The sequence below is a fragment of the Pseudarthrobacter sp. rb genome (assembly GCF_056389225.1).
The window spans coordinates 285,820-304,424 of sequence record NZ_JBWJAR010000002.1 but is presented as its reverse complement, the minus strand read 5'-3'; the positions used below and the strand labels follow the sequence as shown (position 1 = coordinate 304,424).

General features: G+C 66.3%; 14 protein-coding genes. 11 read left to right on the top strand and 3 right to left on the bottom strand.

Annotation, left to right across the window (positions count from 1 at the left end; genetic code table 11):
* Nucleotides 1-41 precede the first annotated feature (41 nt).
* Nucleotides 42-1,556: a glycerol kinase GlpK gene (glpK, locus tag ACWRN3_RS04105; RefSeq protein WP_255172300.1), complete on the top strand. Its 1,515-nt coding sequence runs from the start codon at nucleotides 42-44 to the stop codon at nucleotides 1,554-1,556.
* A 117-nt stretch (nucleotides 1,557-1,673) separates the two neighbouring features.
* On the opposite strand, the gene ACWRN3_RS04100 is transcribed toward glpK, so the two are convergent.
* Nucleotides 1,674-3,191: an FAD-dependent oxidoreductase gene (locus ACWRN3_RS04100; protein ID WP_476739932.1), complete on the bottom strand. Its 1,518-nt coding sequence runs from the start codon at nucleotides 3,189-3,191 to the stop codon at nucleotides 1,674-1,676.
* 288 nt (nucleotides 3,192-3,479) lie between these two features.
* Between ACWRN3_RS04100 and leuS the strand changes: the two genes are divergently transcribed.
* The 9 genes from leuS to holA all read left to right on the top strand — a co-directional run bounded on the left by leuS (nucleotide 3,480) and on the right by holA (nucleotide 15,425).
* On the top strand, nucleotides 3,480-6,002 hold the full coding sequence (gene leuS / locus ACWRN3_RS04095) for a leucine--tRNA ligase (protein WP_476739931.1): 2,523 nt from the start codon (nucleotides 3,480-3,482) through the stop codon (nucleotides 6,000-6,002).
* A gap of 87 nt (nucleotides 6,003-6,089) precedes the next feature.
* On the top strand, nucleotides 6,090-7,085 hold the full coding sequence (locus tag ACWRN3_RS04090) for a DegV family protein (RefSeq protein ID WP_476739930.1): 996 nt from the start codon (nucleotides 6,090-6,092) through the stop codon (nucleotides 7,083-7,085).
* Between the two features lie 175 nt (nucleotides 7,086-7,260).
* Nucleotides 7,261-8,289, top strand: a complete 1,029-nt coding sequence (locus ACWRN3_RS04085; protein WP_476739929.1) for a hypothetical protein — start codon at nucleotides 7,261-7,263, stop codon at nucleotides 8,287-8,289.
* Nucleotides 8,290-8,771: 482 nt separating this feature from the next.
* Nucleotides 8,772-9,176, top strand: coding sequence for a hypothetical protein (locus tag ACWRN3_RS04080; protein WP_476739928.1), 405 nt, complete (start codon nucleotides 8,772-8,774; stop codon nucleotides 9,174-9,176).
* A 570-nt stretch (nucleotides 9,177-9,746) separates the two neighbouring features.
* The gene (locus tag ACWRN3_RS04075) at nucleotides 9,747-10,421 is read left to right on the top strand and encodes a hypothetical protein (protein ID WP_476739927.1); all 675 of its coding nucleotides are present in this window, start codon (nucleotides 9,747-9,749) and stop codon (nucleotides 10,419-10,421) included.
* 9 nt (nucleotides 10,422-10,430) lie between these two features.
* Complete coding sequence (locus ACWRN3_RS04070; protein ID WP_476739926.1) at nucleotides 10,431-10,742, top strand: hypothetical protein; 312 nt, start codon at nucleotides 10,431-10,433, stop codon at nucleotides 10,740-10,742.
* 612 nt (nucleotides 10,743-11,354) lie between these two features.
* Nucleotides 11,355-12,254, top strand: a complete 900-nt coding sequence (locus tag ACWRN3_RS04065; RefSeq protein WP_476739925.1) for a ComEA family DNA-binding protein — start codon at nucleotides 11,355-11,357, stop codon at nucleotides 12,252-12,254.
* Nucleotides 12,255-12,615: 361 nt separating this feature from the next.
* Nucleotides 12,616-14,475, top strand: a complete 1,860-nt coding sequence (locus ACWRN3_RS04060; protein WP_476739924.1) for a ComEC/Rec2 family competence protein — start codon at nucleotides 12,616-12,618, stop codon at nucleotides 14,473-14,475.
* Nucleotides 14,409-15,425, top strand: coding sequence for a DNA polymerase III subunit delta (gene holA / locus ACWRN3_RS04055; protein ID WP_476739923.1), 1,017 nt, complete (start codon nucleotides 14,409-14,411; stop codon nucleotides 15,423-15,425). Before ACWRN3_RS04060 ends, holA begins: the two co-directional genes overlap by 67 nt.
* 165 nt (nucleotides 15,426-15,590) lie before the next feature.
* On the opposite strand, the gene rpsT is transcribed toward holA, so the two are convergent.
* On the bottom strand, nucleotides 15,591-15,851 hold the full coding sequence (gene rpsT / locus ACWRN3_RS04050; RefSeq protein WP_018761400.1) for a 30S ribosomal protein S20: 261 nt from the start codon (nucleotides 15,849-15,851) through the stop codon (nucleotides 15,591-15,593).
* A gap of 169 nt (nucleotides 15,852-16,020) precedes the next feature.
* A complete protein-coding gene (locus ACWRN3_RS04045; protein WP_476739922.1) occupies nucleotides 16,021-16,569 on the bottom strand; it encodes a type II toxin-antitoxin system PemK/MazF family toxin in 549 nt (182 codons plus the stop codon).
* Between the two features lie 173 nt (nucleotides 16,570-16,742).
* On the opposite strand from ACWRN3_RS04045, the gene lepA reads away from it, so the two are divergent.
* Nucleotides 16,743-18,599 (top strand): translation elongation factor 4, encoded by a 1,857-nt coding sequence (gene lepA / locus ACWRN3_RS04040; protein WP_043454334.1) that lies wholly within the window; start codon nucleotides 16,743-16,745, stop codon nucleotides 18,597-18,599.
* The last annotated feature ends 6 nt before the right edge of the window (nucleotides 18,600-18,605 follow it).

The window sequence follows — 18,605 nt, the reverse complement described above, 5'->3', positions numbered from 1 at the left end:
CCCCCGGCACCCAGTTCGAACAACAAGACAAGGACGTCATTATGAACCAGTACGTAATCGCCATTGACCAGGGCACCACCAGCACCCGCGCCATCATCTTCGACCACAGCGGCGCCATCGTCTCTTCCGGCCAGATGGAACACGAACAGATCTTCCCCCAGGCCGGCTGGGTGGAACACGATGCTGCGGAGATCTGGAACAACACCCGCGAGGTCATCGGCTCGGCCCTCTCAAAGGCGAACCTGACGCGGCACGATATTGCCGCCGTCGGCATCACCAACCAGCGCGAAACCGCCGTGGTGTGGGACAAGACCACGGGCAAGCCGGTCTACAACGCCATCGTGTGGCAGGACACGCGCACCCAGGACATCGTGGACCAGCTGGCCAAGGACGGCGGAGCCGACCGCTTCAAACAGAAGGTGGGCCTGCCGCTGGCAACCTACTTCTCCGGCACCAAGATCAAGTGGATCCTGGACAACGTTGACGGCGCCAGGGAAAAGGCAGAGGCCGGGGACCTGGTCTTCGGCAACACCGACGCCTGGGTCCTGTGGAACCTGACCGGCGGCGTCGACGGCGGCGTGCACGTCACCGACGTCACCAACGCGTCCCGCACCCTGTTCATGGATCTTGAAACCCTGCAGTGGGACGACGAGATCCTCGGCATCTTTGGCGTGCCGCGCAGCATGATGCCGGAGATCAAGTCCTCCTCCGAGGTGTACGGCACCGTCCACAGCTCCCAGCTGCTCCGCGAAACGCCGGTTTCGGGCATCCTGGGAGACCAGCAGGCCGCAACCTTCGGCCAGGCCGCTTTTGACGCCGGCGAAGCGAAGAACACCTATGGCACCGGCTGCTTCCTGATCTTCAACACGGGCGAGGAAATCGTGCACTCGAAGAACGGGCTCCTCACCACGGTGGGCTACAAGCTGGGCGACGCCAAACCGCACTATGCCCTGGAAGGGTCCATCGCCGTCACCGGTTCACTGGTCCAGTGGCTGCGTGACAACCTGGGCATGATCAGCAGCGCCCCCGAGGTGGAAACCCTTGCCGCGTCGGTCAAGGACAACGGCGGCGTGTACATCGTCCCGGCGTTCTCCGGCCTGTTCGCCCCGTACTGGCGCTCCGATGCCCGCGGTGCGATTGTGGGCCTGACCCGGTTCGTCAACAAGAACCACATCGCCCGGGCAGCGCTGGAAGCCACCGCGTTCCAGACCCGCGAGGTGCTGGACGCGGTCAACGCGGACTCCGGCGTGCCGCTGAGCGAGCTGAAGGTCGACGGCGGCATGGTTGCCAATGACGCCCTGATGCAGTTCCAGGCGGACATCCTTGGCGTCCCGGTCATCCGTCCCAAGGTCATTGAGACCACGGCGCTGGGGGCTGCCTACGCGGCAGGCCTGGCGGTTGGGTTCTGGAAGGACCTGGGCGAGTGCTCGGCCAACTGGTCCGAGGACAAGCGCTGGGAGCCGCAGATGGAGAAGGCTGAGCAGGAACGCCAGATGCGGCTGTGGAAGAAGGCGGTCACCAAGTCCATGGAGTGGGTGGACGAGGACGTCAGGTAGCGTCCTTCACACCTTTGGGGCCGCCCTGCCTTTCCATGCAGGGCGGCCCCTGCCATGTCCGGCGGACCATTCCTGGATTTGCGCCAGGCAGGGTGCGGGCGGCAGCGCGCGGGCACGTCACGGCGCAGGGCGCACAGGGAGATCCTCGGTTGCCGGCCCCTGGATGACTTTGCCGTCCACATCGAACCGGGAGCCATGGCAGGGGCAGTCCCACGTGCGGTCCTCCCGGTTGAACCCGACAGTGCAGCCAAGATGGGTGCAGATCGCGGACACCGCGTGGATCTGTCCCGCAGGATCCCGGTAGCACGCCGTGCTGGTCCCGTCCGTTTCAATGACAGTGCCGTCGCCCGGAACAAGGTCCGCTGCCCGCTGTGTGGTCCCTTCCCCGGGAACGGTGTCCCCGTGCGCTGCTGGTGGCGCTGCCGCCGTGGTGGTCCGCGACGTCGCACGGTTGCTGTCAAACAGGGCCGCCCACTCATTGGGCGTGCCGTTGAGCAGATCCGCCAGCATCAGCGCCGCTGCCGTACCGTTCGTCAGGCCCCATTTGCGCAGGCCCGTGATGACGAACGCGTGCCGGCTGTCCGGGTTCAGCGGCCCCGCATAGGGCAGACCGTCGAGAGGCAGCGCGTCCTGGGTGGACCAACGGTAAGCCGCGCCGCCGGCCCCGAACTGGAGGCGCGCATAACGGGCCAGGCTGGCATGGCGCGGTGCCGGGTCTACGTGCGCGCCCGCGGGATGGCCCTCGCCGCCCGTCAGCAGGTACGTCACCGCGTTGAGGCGGACCGTCAGCAGCGAACGCATGGGCTCATCCGCGCTGATGAAGGTGGCGTCCAGGGGAGGGGTGCCGATCGGCGCGGCGACGATGTAGGAGCGGTGCGGCTGGCAGAGTGCTTCGAACCGGCCGTGGTCGGCGAAGGGAACGTTCGTGGCCACAATCGCATCCCGGGCGAGCACGGTTCCGTCGGCGGCGGCCACCGTGACGGGACTGCCCTCGCGCAGCTCCATTGCGCGGGTGCGTTCGAAGACGCAGCTGCCGTCCCCGTCCACCCGTCCGGCGAGCCCCTGGAGGTACTGGACGCCATGGATCTGGGCCTGGCCGTCAAACCGTACGGCACCGGCCACGGGAAACGGCAGGGGAACGTCGGCGGTGAACGTTGACGGAAGGCCGAGGTCTGCCGCAAGCCCGGCTTCTGCCCGCACCTGCGGCAGCGCATCATGGCCTGCAGCAAAGGTGTAGTTGGCGACCCGGCGGAAACCGCAGGAAATGTTCTCAGCGTCCACCACCGCACCGATGTATTCCACGGCCGCCTGGTTCGCCAATCCGTAGCTCCTGGCCGCTGCAACGCCATGACTCCGCTGCAGATCCGTGTAGGCGAGGCGGTGCAGGGACGTCACCTTGCCGGTGGTGTGGCCAGTGACGCCGGTGCCGATCCGGCCGGCTTCCAGGACTGCCACCGAGCGGCCCGAACGTTTCAGGGCCAGCGCTGCGGTCAGCCCGGCGATGCCTCCACCGATGACTGCCACGTCCACTTCCACGGTGCCGCGCAGGCCCGGAAAGTCAGTGGAGCCGGCGGTTGCCAGCCAGAGGGAGAGGGGCTGTCCTTCAGCAGGGCCGGCGGTGGTTGCTTCTGACATGGTGTGCCGCCTCCCAACGTTGTGGGACGATCATGCGCGCTTGCCCCGGCCAATGCAACGGGCCGTTCAGCCTGGCTGAGGCGGGGGACGTGCCGGTGCGCTAAAGTAGATCCATGCGTGCGATCCTTCTGCTTAGTTAGCCGCCGGCTCCGATAATCGGACAGCTGAGCGGCAGCCCCTCCATGGAGAGGGGCTTTTGTGTGTCCGGGGCATGACGCCGGGCCGGCAGCAGGAGGATCAGGCCGTTATGGCAGCACAGATGCCGTAACAGAACAGAAGAGGGCAGCAGTGGGCGTTCAGCCGGAGACAGAGACCGGAACAACAACAGTATCGGCGGAGCCTGAAGAGGGCACCTACAGTTTCGCCGCCATGGAGGCCAAATGGCCCCAGGTGTGGGATGACCTCAAGGTCTTCACCCCGGTGGATGATGGGTCGCGGGAGCGCCGCTACGTGCTTGACATGTTCCCGTACCCGTCCGGCGACCTGCACATGGGCCACGCCGAGGCGTTCGCCATGGGCGACGTGGTGGCCCGCTACCTGCGGCAGAAGGGCTACGACGTCCTGCATCCCATCGGCTGGGACTCCTTTGGCCTGCCCGCGGAGAACGCCGCCATCAAGCGCAACGCCCACCCCAGCGAGTGGACGTACGCCAACATCGACACCCAGGCGGCCTCCTTCAAGCGGTACGCCATCTCCGCCGACTGGTCGCGCCGCCTGCACACCTCTGATCCCGAGTACTACCGCTGGACGCAGTGGCTGTTCAAGCGCTTCTATGAGCGCGGCCTTGCTTACCGGAAGAACTCCCCGGTCAACTGGTGCCCCAAGGACCAGACCGTCCTGGCCAACGAGCAGGTCGTCAATGGCGCCTGCGAGCGCTGCGGCACCACCGTCACCAAGAAGTCCCTGAACCAGTGGTACTTCAAGATCACCGACTACGCGGACCGGCTGCTGGACGACATGGACGAGCTCCGTGGCCACTGGCCCGAACGTGTCCTGGCCATGCAGAAGAACTGGATCGGCCGGTCCGAGGGTGCGCACGTCAACTTCGTGATCGAGGCCGACGGCGGCAGGCCCGCCAAGGACGTCACGGTGTTCACCACGCGCCCGGACACTCTCTACGGCGCAACCTTCTTTGTGGTCGCCGCCGACGCGCCACTCGCCGTCGAACTTGTCACGGACGAGCACGCTGCCGCCCTGGACGAATACCGCGAACGGGTCAAGGCACTCTCCGAGATCGAACGCCAGTCCACGGAACGCGAGAAGACCGGCGTTTTCACCGGCCGCTACGCCATCAACCCGCTGAACGGGGAGAAGCTGCCCGTATGGGCCGCCGACTACGTCCTGGCGGACTACGGCACGGGCGCCATCATGGCCGTCCCGGCCCACGACCAGCGCGACCTCGACTTCGCCAGGACCTTCGACCTGCCGGTCCGCGCGGTCCTGGACACCGGCGAGGAGGATCCGGCTGTGTCCGGCACCGCGACAGCGGGCGAGGGCACCCTGATCAACTCCGGCGAGCTGGACGGCCTGCCCAAGGCTGAGGCCATCCCTGCCGCCATTGCCATGCTGGAACAGCAGGGTACCGGCGAGAAGTTCGTGAACTTCCGGCTCCGGGACTGGCTGCTGAGCCGCCAGCGCTTCTGGGGCACCCCCATCCCCATCATCCACTGCCCGTCCTGCGGTGAAGTCCCCGTCCCCGATGAGCAGCTGCCGGTTACCCTGCCCGCGGACCTCCGCGGTGAGGACCTGGCACCGAAGGGCACCTCGCCGCTGGCTGCGGCGGAGTCCTGGGTCAACGTGGAATGCCCCACCTGCCACGGGCCCGCGAGACGGGACACCGACACCATGGACACGTTCGTGGACTCATCCTGGTACTTCCTGCGCTTCGTGTCGCCGCATTACACCGAGGGGCCCTTCGATCCGCAGAAGATCAATGACTGGATGCCGGTGGGCCAGTACGTGGGCGGCGTGGAGCACGCCATCCTCCACCTGCTCTACGCCCGCTTCTTCACCAAGGTCATCCACGACCTCGGCATGATCGATGCCGACGAACCATTCAGCGCGCTGCTGAACCAGGGCCAGGTGCTCAACGGCGGCAAGGCCATGAGCAAATCCCTGGGCAACGGCGTTGACCTCGGCGAGCAGCTGGACAAGTACGGCGTGGACGCTGTCCGCCTGACCATGGTGTTCGCGTCCCCGCCCGAGGACGACGTGGACTGGGCCGACGTGTCGCCGTCCGGTTCCGCCAAGTTCCTGGCCAGGGCCTGGCGCCTGGCGCAGGACGTCACCAGTGATGCCGGTGTGGACGCCGCAACCGGAGACCGCGGGCTGCGTTCGGTAACGCACCGCACCATCGCCGATGCCGCCGAACTGCTGGACGCCAACAAGTTCAACGTGGTGGTGGCCAAACTCATGGAGCTGGTCAACGCCACCCGCAAGGCGATCGACTCCGGTGCGGGCGCAGCGGATCCCGCAGTCCGCGAAGCCGCAGAGGCGGTTGCCGTAATCCTCAGCCTGTTCGCGCCGTACACCGCCGAGGACATGTGGAACCTGCTGGGCCACCCGGCATCGGTTGCCAACGCCGGCTGGCCGTCCCACGACCCCGCCCTGCTGGTCCAGGACACGGTCACCGCCGTCGTCCAGGTCCAGGGCAAGGTCCGCGACCGGCTGGAGGTGTCCCCGGACGTCTCCGAAGACCAGCTGCGCGAACTGGCACTGGCGTCGGAGAACGTCCAGCGCGCCATGGACGGCCGGGGCATCCGCACGGTGATCGTCCGTGCGCCTAAGCTGGTCAACATCGTTCCGGCATAGTTGCTGCACCCGCAGTGATGCACCGGCCGCCGGAAACTTTCCGGCGGCCGGTGCTGGTTGAGCCGGACAGCGTCTCCAGGAGGCCCCTTGCCCGACAGTAACGCCGCCGCCTGGCCTTGGGTCCGTGCCCGGCTGTCGGGCCTCCGTCCTGCGGCCCGGCCGGGAACACGGCGTCCGGGTGGCAGCCCTGTCGCCCGCACCGCCGTCGTCACGGACTCGGCTGCTGCCCTGCCGGCGGACTACGTTGCCGGACTGCCGCGGGACGGGATCCTGACGGTGACTCCGATGCCCGTCATGGTCGGCGCTGAAATCTACGGTGAGGGCGAAGACGACATCCTGGAGACCATCGCGGTGGCCCTGGCCGCGGGGACGGCGGTCAAGACGTCCAGGCCGTCGCCGGGGCAGTTCGAGCAGGCCTACCGGGCCGCTGAACTCCGGGGATACGAAGGGATCGTTTCGGTCCACATCTCGGGCGGACTTTCCGGCACCGCGGACGCTGCGCGCCTGGCTGCGGCCAGGGTGGGTATTCCCGTGGACGTGGTGGACACGGAAACCGTTGGCATGGCGCAGGGCATGGCTGTACAGGCAGCATTGGAAGCAGCGTCAGCCGGCGGTGACCGGTCCGCGGTGGCCGCTGCGGCAGCGGCCCAGGCAGCACGTACCAAGGTCTTCTTCTACGTGCCCACCCTTGAGCAGTTGCGCCGCGGCGGGCGGATCGGGGCGGCCGCGTCGCTCCTGGGGACCATGCTTGCCATCAAACCAATCCTGGCGGTCGACGGCGGCAGGATAGTTCCGCTGGAAAAAGTGCGATCAGGTGCCAGGGCTGTGGCCCGGCTTGAGGAAATCGTGGTGGCGGAAGCGGAGGCGCATCCCGGCGACTCCGTGGTCTTGGCCGTCCATTACTTCGGCAATCCTGAGGAAGCGGAGAGCCTGGCGGTGCGGCTGGAGGCGGCCCTTCCACAGTGCCCTCCGGCGCAGATCAGCTCCCTTCCCGCGGTCCTGGCAGCGCACGCGGGCCTTGGGGTCCTTGCGGTGATCGTTGGCAGGTCGGCCACGGTTCACGGCGGTGTGGTCCCCAGCTGAGCGGGTGACTGTGGGCGGCCTGCTGCCGCACTGACTGCAGGGTCCTTGGCCTCTGGCGGCCATTCGCGGGAGTCCGTAGTGTCGCCCCATCAGCGACTTTCCCGTTCGGGACGGCAGTCAGAGGCCGGAGGAAACCATGCGTGCTCCCGGAGTCCGCGCTCCCTGGACATTGCCAGTGGTCTTGGCCGCACTGGTATTCGGACTGGCCGGATGCGCACAGGGTGGCAGCCCCTCGTCGCCTACCCAGGCCAAGCCAGCCGGATCAGGGAACCCGGCCTGCGACCTGATCACTCCTGCCATCGCTGCCAAGGTCGATCCCGGGCTGGTCCAGATGGGGCAAAACGGGAAACCGGCGGGAAGTCCGGCCTATCTGTGCAGCTACATGAGCAAGTACGAGAAGGTCCTTGCGCTCTCCGTCTCGCTCATCTCGCCTGCATCGGCCGCCGACGTCACCGACGCGAAAAAGGCCCCCGACTGCTCTGTGGTGGATGGCATCGGGGACTTCGCCTGCATGCAGTGGACGGGGTGGTTCCGCGGCGAGCCCGGAGGCGCATCGGCAAACACCGTGCTCAAGGCCGTCCGGGGCAGCGAGTCCCTTGACCTGCGCATCGTGGCCATGCCACCCATTGCAGCAGGAACCCCGGTACCGGACGGCAACGTGTCGGCACGCGCCCTGGCCCAGGCAGTTGTCGAGGCCGGGTGGGGCAACGGCACTGAACTTCGTGTTCCGCCGGCGCCATCTGTCGGTCCGCAGACGTCCACAAACAGCCCTGTATGCGCCCTGGTCAGCGCTGATGCTCTCAAGCAGGCCTTCGGTGCCACCACCCAAGCGCAGGTTCTCCCGGGGGAGGGCAACTGCCGGTACCGCTTTGGCGCGTTGGGCACGCCTGGTCCGGACTCGCTCGTGTTCGCCATCGAACTGCATCAGGGAGGTGCGGCTGCGCTCCCGGGGCCGTTGCCGCCGGATGGCCAAATCATCCAGGGCGTTGGCGACAAGGCAACTCTCATCATCCGCTCGGAACCGGGCGGACCGAAGTCCCTTAGGCCCCCGAGCGATGTTCCGGTCACAATCTTGTCCCTCATGGTCGCCCGTGGGCAGAACATGGCAATCTTCACCGCACAGATCCTGATCTCACCGGAGGGGCCCAGCGAAGAGCAGGTCAAGGAACAGTTCGTCACCCTGGTCAAGGGCATCGACTTCTAGGCCAGCCTGTGCGCGCTGCGCCAACAAACTCCACAGCTGTACACGCAGGAGGGGATCCGGATGGCCAGAGAAGCCAGCTCCGTGCAAAAGCTCAGGTGCGCCGGTCGGTTCAGAAGAGCCGGAATGTTGTTCGCTGCACTGTTAATCCTCACCGGATGCGGGTCCGGCCAGCCAGCTGACACGCCTTCACAGAACGGCAGCAGTACCACGCGTGCAGATGCATCAAGCACGGCCCCCGCGGCGGAGCCCTCCACGGCGTCGCCCAGGGTCTTCACGGACCAGGAACTCATGGCCATCAGCAGTAAAGTCCTTGAGCCACACGGCGGAAGAGCTGAGGACACGGCCATGGCACGCAAGTCGTACGCGTTGATGACCCAGCCACCGGCGTCTGTGTCGGCGTCGCCCTGCTGGGTGCCACCGAACCAGCAGAATGTAACGTGTTCCACAGGTCGTGGCAGCACGAGGCACAGTTGGACCCCTCCATGGGCTTTGCCCTTGGGGAGGTGTTCAACGCCGGCGACCATGGAGTCGGAATGATCCTCTTCGATGTCAGAAGCGGCCCCCGGGAGGTTCTCATGAGAGCCGACTTTGATTACAGCCAGGAGCTGATGGTTCACTGCGCCTTGTTTGACCAGACGCTGTCCGGAGCTACTGGACCCCAGAAGGTCACCATCGAAGTTCTTCCGGGCCCGGACATCGGGGAGAAGTCATACGTGACCAAGGAATCCATCGACGGGAACAACATGGCTGTGGGTCTCAGGGTCCTTTCCGGAACGGTATCTCTCGACATGGGATCCAACACGGGGATGGCGATCGGTGGGGAGGAAGCTCTCAGCGTGATGACGCAGATAGCCCAGGAGTTTGTCGCTGCAGTGAAACGCCAGTAACCGGATCACCTCGGATGGCCGGGTTGGCAGCACCAGCGCTGCAGGGAGCTGGGGCCGGAACCATGGGAGACAGTCTGGTGGACCTCCGGACTTTGCTCCGGCGGATGGGGGTTTGCTCCATTTCATGAGCGGCTCAGAGGTGCCCCCTCTCGCCGGAAGAGTACATTAGCGCAGTGGTGTGGCAACCCTGAAGGGCGCCTCCTGGGCAAGTGCTCTGCCGGCTACAGCCGGTCAATTTCGTAGTCCTTCAAGGGCCGGTCCACGGGCCGGTGACAGGTCCCGGGGCCAGCAGGCTCAGTTCCAGGGTGTCCTCAATGAAACTGGCGTCCGGGCCCACCGCATCGGCGTCGATCATGCGGCGAAGTACCCTGCCGGGATGGTAGGTCTTTGAGCCCTATCCCGGGCTGGTTGCCGAGCCAATCATTCTATTAAGGACGCGATGAGCCTCAGAGGCGGCGGCAGGAAGTCGACCAGTGATGTGGCTGCACAAGGCCTTATTGTCCACTGCAATGTTTTCCCATCCCACGGTTCGCCTCTTAGGGTGAATTTCCACCACATTTGGAGCCTCCGATGGCAGTTCCGCTTCAGTCCCCGTACGCAGCCGGGCGTGCCGTGCCGCGTATCTCCCGTTTCCGGACGGCTGTGGGGCTGTTCATTGTGGCCCTCACGGCCTGTTTTCTCCCGTCGGGGCCTCCGCCCGCCGGGCCGGCCATTTGGGCTACTGTCGCCGTCGGTGCCTTTGTTCTCAGCATCGTCTCAGCGATCGCGGCCGAGGCGCGAAAGCACCGCTTTATCCGCACGGCGCTCGGCTACTGCGCGCTTGCTTTCCTTGTTCTTTCGGCCGCGATCATGGCTGCCGCCTCGGTAGTTTTCTCACCGGGCACACAGATGCCCGTGACCCCCGACGTGTTCATCTTCGCCGGGACCATTGCTCTTACTGCGGCGGCGGTGCTGGGTATTCTCGCGGGATTCCGGGCTGAAGGAGCAGTGACACGGTTCCTGCCCACGACATCCCTCGGATGGTGGGCCGCGGCCTTTCTTGGAGTCGGTGAGGTTCTTCAGTACAGCCCATGGGCTGCCCTGAGCCCGGCAATAGCGATGTCCGGACCAGCGCTGGCACTGGCGGCCATGTTCAGTTACCGGGAGCGCTCAGTGCTTTCGGTCGTCGCACTGGTCGCCGGGCCGGCGCAGCTGGCGTACTTCTACCTTGCATTTTTCATCAGCCTGTTTACACCACACCCCTAGGCAGAAGAAATGTCCATCACAATTACACCCCGCTCAGCGTCCGGGCGCTGGAGCCTGCTCTTCGCTGCCATCACCGTCGTAGCGACCCTTATCGCGTGGATCACGCTCGGGCCGATGATGGAGTATCCGTTCTTCAACTGGGTCTGGTACGGGTTCGGTCAGGCAGTCATAGCCCCTGCTGCGGCCACAGCGGTGCTCGGCTTGGTCAGCGTTATCCATCACAAAGAACGCTCGGTACTCAGCTGGACAATCACCCTGGCCTCCCTCGCAATGGCGGTGGTGACCGGCGCGGTCATGCTTTCCGCGGTCGCGCAGTATTGAGCAGCCACGTGTTGCTAAACCGCGCGCAGTGACCCGTCGCAGGCTCCCGCTCTGTCACAACTTGGGGGAGTACCACAGCATTACCGCGGGCTGTTCTGGCAGCTTTGCCCGGCTCTGGCCGGTGCGAATGCCAGGATGTATCAACGTCGCCCTGACGCGCTACGCCTTCAGCGTCTGTGCCTCAGCCAGGATGAATCCATCCGGGGACCGTGCCCTCACCAGTGTCCGGATCACTCCCTGGAAGCCCTAAGCCACGGGCGCAAAAACGTTGACTCACCGTATGCGTTCGGCAGTCCAGCAGTACCTTCGCTACTAGCTGCTCCCGCACGTGGACGCCTTCGAGGCTCAACTGCTGGCCCGTGGCGGCGCCGAGGTCATTCGGGCCTGGCGGCATCGGCGGCGGGGCTGGACCGGGAAGCAGGGGGCCATGACCGTTGATGAGGCTGCAGCTTGATATCACAAACCAGATACCAGTTTGCTGCGGAGATCAGGAAATTATGCTGCTTTCGGTCGTCCTTGATTGCTTCTGGCAATCGGGCGTCGGGGCCCCAAGTTTCCACATAGGGGCTTTGGCGCCTGCCGGGCAGCGGGCAGGATTCTTAGGGTGGAGCTATGTCACGCCGGGACGCTGCAGCAACAGGTCAGCAGGCGCGGCCTGTGAGGGCAAGGCTGCAGGCCGCCCTGGGGGAGGCAACGGCAGGGGCTTCGGAGGACGACCTGGGCCTGGGCGGTTTCGAATACCGGGGGCCTGCAGAAACAAGTGGGGCTCCAGGCGCCGTTGGTCCGGAATGCACGTCCAGTACTGCGCCTACGCTGCGTTGGCGGGTGGGGTTGCGCGTTGCCCTGCTGCTGGCTGCCCTCGCTGCCGCCGCCTGCGCCTGGTTCTGGTGGCAGGCAGCCGCTGCCGCACCGGAAGTCCTGCCGTTGGCAGGCGTTGGTTCCGGGACAACCGCCGAAACCCAGGAAAGGGGGAATACCCCACATGAGGCCGAAGCAGATCAACCGGATGCCGGGCCACACCACGCGGAGTCCGCCCCTGCGGCCCTGCTGGTGGTCCATGTGGCCGGTGCCGTGGCCAAACCAGGAGTAGTACGGCTTCAACAGGGAAGCCGCGTTGAGGACGCCATTGCCGCTGCGGGCGGAGCACTACCGGAGGCCGACGCCAACCAGCTCAACCTTGCACTCGTGATGGAGGACGGCCAGAAGATCGTCGTCCCGCTGCAGGGCGAGCCGGCTACCGCGCCGCCGTACGCCCCTGGCTCCGGCGGCAGCGGCGCGGACACTACCGGAACACAGGGGTCAGGAGGCAGCACTGCGGGCGAGAAAGTCAACCTCAACACCGCTGACGTTGCCATGCTGGACACGCTTCCCAAAGTCGGTCCGGTACTAGCCCAGCGGATCGTGGATTGGCGAAAAGACCATGGACCTTTCAAAAGCGTCGAAGAACTGGACGCGGTGGATGGCGTCGGGCCGAAGCTGCTCGAGGTCCTGCTGCCCTTTGTGACGGTCTAAGGCATCCCGGATGGCAAGCGGAAGGAGCAGCACAGGCAGGCCCGACGGCCCGGAAGGGCGGGGAGGCCCCGCCGGGGGAGAGGGAGCCACGAGTCCTTGGAACCGGTTCGTGGACTCGGCGGTGCAGGGGCCCGGCCGGGGGCCAGACACCGGGGGTCCCGCACGGGGGGTGCACCCATCGACAACGCAACCGCCCGGAACACGTTCGCGTCCCGGAGCAGTTCCACCGTCCCTGGGACGGGCACGCCCGCAGGCGCCAGGTCTGCCGGCACGCCGCCGCGGGACCGCAAAAGGCCGGACCCCGAAGGGCCGGGCCCTGAAAGCCGGGGCTCTGACCTGCCGGGCTCTGACCTTTGGGGACATGAAAGGGTATTGGGCGCAGTGCCTGGACCGCGCTCTCAGGCGGCTGGTTGAAAGCGGCCACGAGCGGGAGGAAAGTGACTCCGGCCATGTGGGACCGCGGCGCCGCACGGACGTCCGGCTTGCCCTCCCCGCAGTTTCGGTGTGGGCTGCCTCGGTGGCGGGGCTCTGGCTGCCGCCCCCGTGGCTGGCCACCGTGTGCTGCGCGCTTGCGGCAGTTGGCGGCCTTTTCCTGGCCCGCGCCGCGAAGGGAGGACGGAGGGGAAGCTTGCGTGCCGCCGCCCGCGCTTCGGGGCCGGGATGGAGGCTCGGTGTCCGGGGCCGAAGCTTTCGGGCAGCATTGGGCGTCTCCCTGATGCTGGCCGCCGCGGCGGCAGCCCATTCCGCGACAACCTCAAGCCAGCGGTTCGAGGGGCCGCTCGCTGAGGCCATCGTGGACGGAAAGTCGGCCGTCGTCATTGTCGAGGTAGCCGGAAACCCGCGGGCGCTGGCCGGACCCGGAGGGGCGGCGGGGAGGTGGTCGGTCCCGGTGTGGACGCGGGAAGTGACAACGGGTGGCATCCTGGTTCGCACCCGCGCCCGGCTCGTGGTGATGGGCGGGCAGGGGTGGGGCGGCGTGGTGCCGGGGCAGACGCTCCGGGCTGCCGGCAAGCTGCGGCCGGCAGACCCCGGAGGGCAGGAGGCGGGAAACCTGGCCGCTTCGACGGCTCCAGGCAAGCCCTCGGGTGGCTCACTGCTGGAAGAGTCAGCCAGGGAGCTCCGCGGCCGATTCGTTTCTGCCTCGGCTTTCCTCGAACCGGATGCCCGCGGGCTCCTCCCGGGGATGGTCACCGGTGACACCAGTGCGCTGGATGAGGGATTGAACAACGCCATGAAAGCGGTTGGCATGACGCACCTGACGGCAGTCAGCGGGGCAAACTGCAGCCTGGTGCTGGGGGCGTTGCTGCTGCTGTGCCGGTGGTTCCGGCTGCCGCGTGCCCCTGCCGCAGCTGTTGCCCTTGGCGGCCTGGCCCTTTTCGTGGTCCTGGTGGGGCCTGATGCCAGCGTTCTGCGGGCAGCGCTGATGGGAGCCATTGGCGTCGCCTCTCTGGCCGGTGGACGTTCAGGGCGCGGTCTGAGCTTCCTTTGCCTGGCTGTACTGGGGCTGCTGTTGGCGGATCCGGCTCTTGGCACGAGTTTTGGCTTCCTGCTTTCTGTCCTGGCCACACTGGGAATCATTCTTATAGGCCGGCGGATCATCAGCTGGATTCCCGCGGCGGTCCCACGGTGGCTCGCTGCCGCGGTAGCGGTTCCGTTGTCCGCCCAACTGCTGTGCGGGCCCGTCATCGTGCTCCTGCAACCCCAGTTTTCAACCTATTCCCTGGCGGCCAATGTCGTCGCCTCGCCCCTGGTGGCTCCCGTGACCCTGCTGGGAACAGCAGCGGTGCCCCTGGTGGTCGTTTTGCCGTGGGGGGCCGCAGCGCTGATAGCCGTTGCCGGGACCTTCAGCGCGGCCGTCGCGGCTACGGCCAGGATCGCAGCCCAGCTGCCGGGGTCTGCGCTCCCATGGCCGGAAGGGGTGCCGGGGATGCTGTCCATGGTGCTGCTGTCGGTCCTGTCCCTGGCTGCCGTCGGGGCGGCGGCCAGGCCGCTCCGCCTCATCCGCTGGGTCCGGACGGCGCACGCAGGAACTGTCGTATTCCTGGAGTTGCTGGAGGTGCGCCTGCATCGCTTCCGCGGTGTCCGCAGCTTGGACCCCGGGCACAGACGTGGCAGGCTGGGATACTGCAATAAAACCTCCGGAAGGAACTGCCGATGGCCGCTGCGCAAAAGCGGGCACCCCGCTCCCAAGCGTCCAACACAGCCTCCTGGCGGGACGTAACCCCGGCCCGGATCGTATTGGTGAGCGGTCCGGAAGAGTACCTGGGAATCAGGGCGATGGACAGGATCCGGTCCCAGGTCAGGGCGGCCGCACCGGACGTGGAGGTGAGCCGCATCAACGCGGCGGCGTATGAGGCCGGCACCTTGACCATGCAGGTGAGTCCATCCCTGTTCGGCGAGAGCAAGCTGATCGAGGTGGAGGCTGTGGAAGGGATGAATGACGCCTTCCTTGCCGATGCCCTCGGCTACCTGCAGCACCCGGAGGAGGACGCCGTCGTCGTGCTGCGCCACGCAGGCGGGGTCCGCGGCAAAAAGCTCCTCGACGCCGTCAGGAAGGGGGGCTGGCCGGTAGTGGAGTGCCAGCCGCTGAAAAAGGATGCGGACAAGGTCCAGTTCGTCACCGCGGAGTTCAAGGCGGCCGGACGCCGGATCAACCAGGACGCCGTGCAGGCCCTGGTGAATGCCGTGGGAGCAGACCTGTCAGAGCTAGCTGCCGCCTGCTCCCAGCTGATCGCCGACGCGGGGAGCACGGTCACCACAGACACCGTCGACAAGTATTACGGCGGACGGGTCGAAGCCACCGCGTTCAAGGTGGCCGACGCGGCCATGGCCGGAAATGCCCCCCTTGCACTGTCGACGCTGCGCCACGCCCTCGCCACCGGCGCTGACCCGGTACCGCTGGTGGCTGCACTCGCCTCGAAGCTGCGGACGGTGGCACGGGTGGCAGGCGCCTCCGGCCCGTCCGCGCAGATCGCTGCGGAATTGGGCATGCAGCCCTGGCTGGTGGAGCAGGCGCAGCGCGACGTACGGCGCTGGACCCCTGAAGGCCTGGTGCGGTCCATCCAGGCCACGGCGGAAGCCGATGCGCAGGTCAAGGGCTTGTCCAGGGACCCGGTGTACGCCGTGGAGCACGCCGTCACCGTGATTGCCATGTCCGTCCAGGGCAGATAGCCCCCGCAGCGCCCAACAGGCCCGGACGCTCTTCGCATCCGGCTCGGCACGTCCCGGTGGCATTCGACGGCGTGCTGCCGCGGCTCGCCGGACTGGCCGCTTAAAAGCGCGTGGCCGGTACCCGAGGGTACCGGCCACACCATCAGTTCATGGGAACTGGAAACCTTAGAGTGCGTTGACCTTCTTGGAGATCGCCGACTTACGGTTCGCTGCGTTGTTCTTGTGCAGAACACCCTTGCTGACAGCCTTGTCCAGCTTACGGCTGGCAGAAACGAGCGCAGTAGTAGCAGCTTCCTTGTCAGCGGACTCAACAGCGGTGTTGACGGCGCGGATGGCCGTCTTCAGCTCAGACTTGACTGCGTTATTGCGCAGGCGGGCCTTCTCGTTGGTCAGGATGCGCTTCTTCTGGGACTTGATATTCGCCACGTGTGAACTCTCTTTGTAATGCGGAAATGGTCTAGAGGGCTTTCAGGCTGGCCTTGACTGAGCGGCGTGGGGATACCTATGGCGGCCAACCATCAGTGACCGTCGACCTGCACGGACACACAGCAATAAAGATTAGCAGGTCAGCGGCGGCTCTGGCCATTTCAGCGGGTCAGGCCCAGCCGTGTCGCCGCCGAAGCCCGGACGCCACCTGTTCAAAGCGCGCCTTGTCCAATACCGCGCCTTCTCGCCGGATGCTGTCCGGGCGGATCTGCAGGATACGGTCCAGCCGCACTTCACTTGCCCTGCCCTGGTTGTCCCAACCCCCGGAGCCGAGATCCACGTAGTCCGCGGACGACGTCCCGGCAGGAACCCTGTCCCTGCTGGTCAGCATCAGCCCCAGGAGGAAGGGGCCGTTGTGCCCCACCAGCAGCACCGGCCGGTCCTTCCCCTTGCCGTGATCCTCCTCATAGGGCACCCAGGCCCACACCACCTCGCCCGGATCGGGGTCGCCGTCGGGCTGCGGAGCGTAATGGACGGAGGCGCGGCCGCGGTAATCGCCGGGATAGGCCGCCGCTTCGGCCGGGACACCTTCGCCGGCGGCGCGCCGATTGCCGCCCGGGCGCTGGTCCTGGACCGGCCGTGGGGCCACGGGCCGTTTCCGCAGCATGCGCAGGCCGCGGCGGACGGCGTTTCCCAGGGAGCGGAGATCAATGGCCATCCCGACAGCCTATCGGCGGGGCTGCCGCTGAAACAGTGTGCACGGGCCGGCCAGGATGCGGTGGCGGGGTCGCGGACGTGGGACACTGGACGTTAAAGATGTGCGGCTGGACCGCAGGCGCCTTTCGCGTGCCTGGCGGATGGCTGCAGAAAAGCCAACAGTAAGGACCCTGCGTGTCTCCCATGGCCCGCACCGCACCGGTGCCCGCCGCGACAGATCCGGCAATTATTCGGAACTTTTGCATCATCGCGCATATCGACCACGGCAAATCCACCCTGGCTGACCGTATGCTGCAATCCACCGGGGTGGTCCAGGCGCGCGACATGAAGGCCCAGTACCTGGACCGGATGGACATCGAGCGCGAACGCGGCATCACCATCAAGTCCCAGGCCGTCCGCATGCCGTGGGAGGTGGACGGTGTCAGTTACGCGCTGAACATGATCGACACCCCCGGGCACGTGGACTTCACCTACGAGGTCTCCAGGTCACTGGCCGCCTGCGAGGGCGCAATCCTGCTGGTGGACGCAGCCCAGGGCATTGAGGCCCAGACGCTCGCGAACCTCTACCTGGCCATGGAGAACAACCTCGCCATCATCCCGGTCCTGAACAAGATCGACCTGCCGGCGGCGCAGCCTGAAAAGTACGCAGCCGAGCTGGCCAGCCTGATCGGCGGCGATCCTGAGGATGTCCTGCGGGTGTCCGGCAAGACCGGCGTTGGCGTGGAAGCCCTCCTGGACAAGATCGTCCGCGACCTGCCGGCGCCGAAGGGCGACCCCGATGCGCCGGCCCGTGCCATGATCTTCGACTCGGTCTACGACACCTACCGCGGCGTGGTCACCTACGTGCGCGTGGTGGACGGGATGCTCCACCCGCGTGAACGCATCCAGATGATGTCCACCAGGGCCTCGCACGAACTCCTGGAAATCGGCGTCAGCTCCCCGGAACCCACACCCTCCAAGGGCTTGGGCGTTGGCGAAGTGGGCTACCTGATCACCGGTGTGAAGGACGTCCGCCAGTCCAAGGTCGGCGATACCGTCACCAACCTGGCCAAGCCGGCCGCCGAGTCGCTGCCCGGCTACGCCGATGCCAAACCCATGGTGTTCTCCGGCCTGTACCCCCTGGACGGCGCCGACTACCCGGTGCTGCGCGACGCCCTCGAAAAACTCATGCTAAACGACGCAGCACTGGTGTACGAACCGGAGACCTCTGCTGCGCTGGGCTTCGGCTTCCGTGTGGGCTTCCTGGGCCTGCTGCACCTTGAGATCACCCGCGAACGCCTGGAGCGCGAATACAACCTTGACCTGATCTCCACGGCACCCAACGTGGAATACGAGGTGACCCTGGAGGACAAGAAGGTGGTCCGCGTGACCAACCCCAGCGAATACCCCACGGGCAAGATCGCCGAGGTGCGCGAACCGATGGTCTCCGCGACCATCCTGGCCCCCAACGAGTTCGTCGGCGCCATCATGGAGCTGTGCCAGTCACGCCGGGGCGTGATGGGCGGCATGGACTACCTCTCCGAGGACCGGGTGGAAATCCGCTACCGGCTGCCGCTGGCGGAAATCGTCTTCGACTTCTTCGACATCCTGAAGTCAAAAACGCGTGGCTACGGCTCCCTGGACTGGAAGGCCGACGGCGAGCAGGTTGCCGACCTCGTGAAGGTCGACATCATGCTCCAGGGCGAACAAGTGGACGCCTTCAGTGCCATCACCCACCGGGACAAGGCCTACGCCTACGGCGTGATGATGACCGGAAAGCTCCGCGAACTCATCCCGCGGCAGCAGTTCGAGGTGCCCATCCAGGCGGCCATCGGCTCCAGGATCATCGCCCGCGAAAGCATCCGGGCCATCCGCAAGGACGTGCTTGCCAAGTGCTACGGCGGTGACATCTCACGAAAGCGCAAGCTGCTGGAGAAGCAAAAAGAAGGCAAGAAGCGCATGAAAATGGTGGGAACGGTGGAGGTTCCGCAGGAAGCGTTCATCGCCGCCCTCACCACCGACGAATCAAAGGACAAGGCCAAGAAGAAGTGACCACCG

Excerpts from the sequence above, each read along its gene's own strand:
- glpK (WP_255172300.1), top strand. The coding sequence starts at position 42 with ATGAACCAGTACGTAATCGCCATTGACCAGGGCACCACCAGCACCCGC.
- ACWRN3_RS04100 (WP_476739932.1), bottom strand. The coding sequence starts at position 3,191 with ATGTCAGAAGCAACCACCGCCGGCCCTGCTGAAGGACAGCCCCTCTCC.
- ACWRN3_RS04080 (WP_476739928.1), top strand. The coding sequence starts at position 8,772 with ATGGGCTTTGCCCTTGGGGAGGTGTTCAACGCCGGCGACCATGGAGTC.
- ACWRN3_RS04075 (WP_476739927.1), top strand. The coding sequence starts at position 9,747 with ATGGCAGTTCCGCTTCAGTCCCCGTACGCAGCCGGGCGTGCCGTGCCG.
- ACWRN3_RS04070 (WP_476739926.1), top strand. The coding sequence starts at position 10,431 with ATGTCCATCACAATTACACCCCGCTCAGCGTCCGGGCGCTGGAGCCTG.
- ACWRN3_RS04065 (WP_476739925.1), top strand. The coding sequence starts at position 11,355 with ATGTCACGCCGGGACGCTGCAGCAACAGGTCAGCAGGCGCGGCCTGTG.
- ACWRN3_RS04060 (WP_476739924.1), top strand. The coding sequence starts at position 12,616 with ATGAAAGGGTATTGGGCGCAGTGCCTGGACCGCGCTCTCAGGCGGCTG.
- holA (WP_476739923.1), top strand. The coding sequence starts at position 14,409 with ATGGCCGCTGCGCAAAAGCGGGCACCCCGCTCCCAAGCGTCCAACACA.
- ACWRN3_RS04045 (WP_476739922.1), bottom strand. The coding sequence starts at position 16,569 with ATGGCCATTGATCTCCGCTCCCTGGGAAACGCCGTCCGCCGCGGCCTG.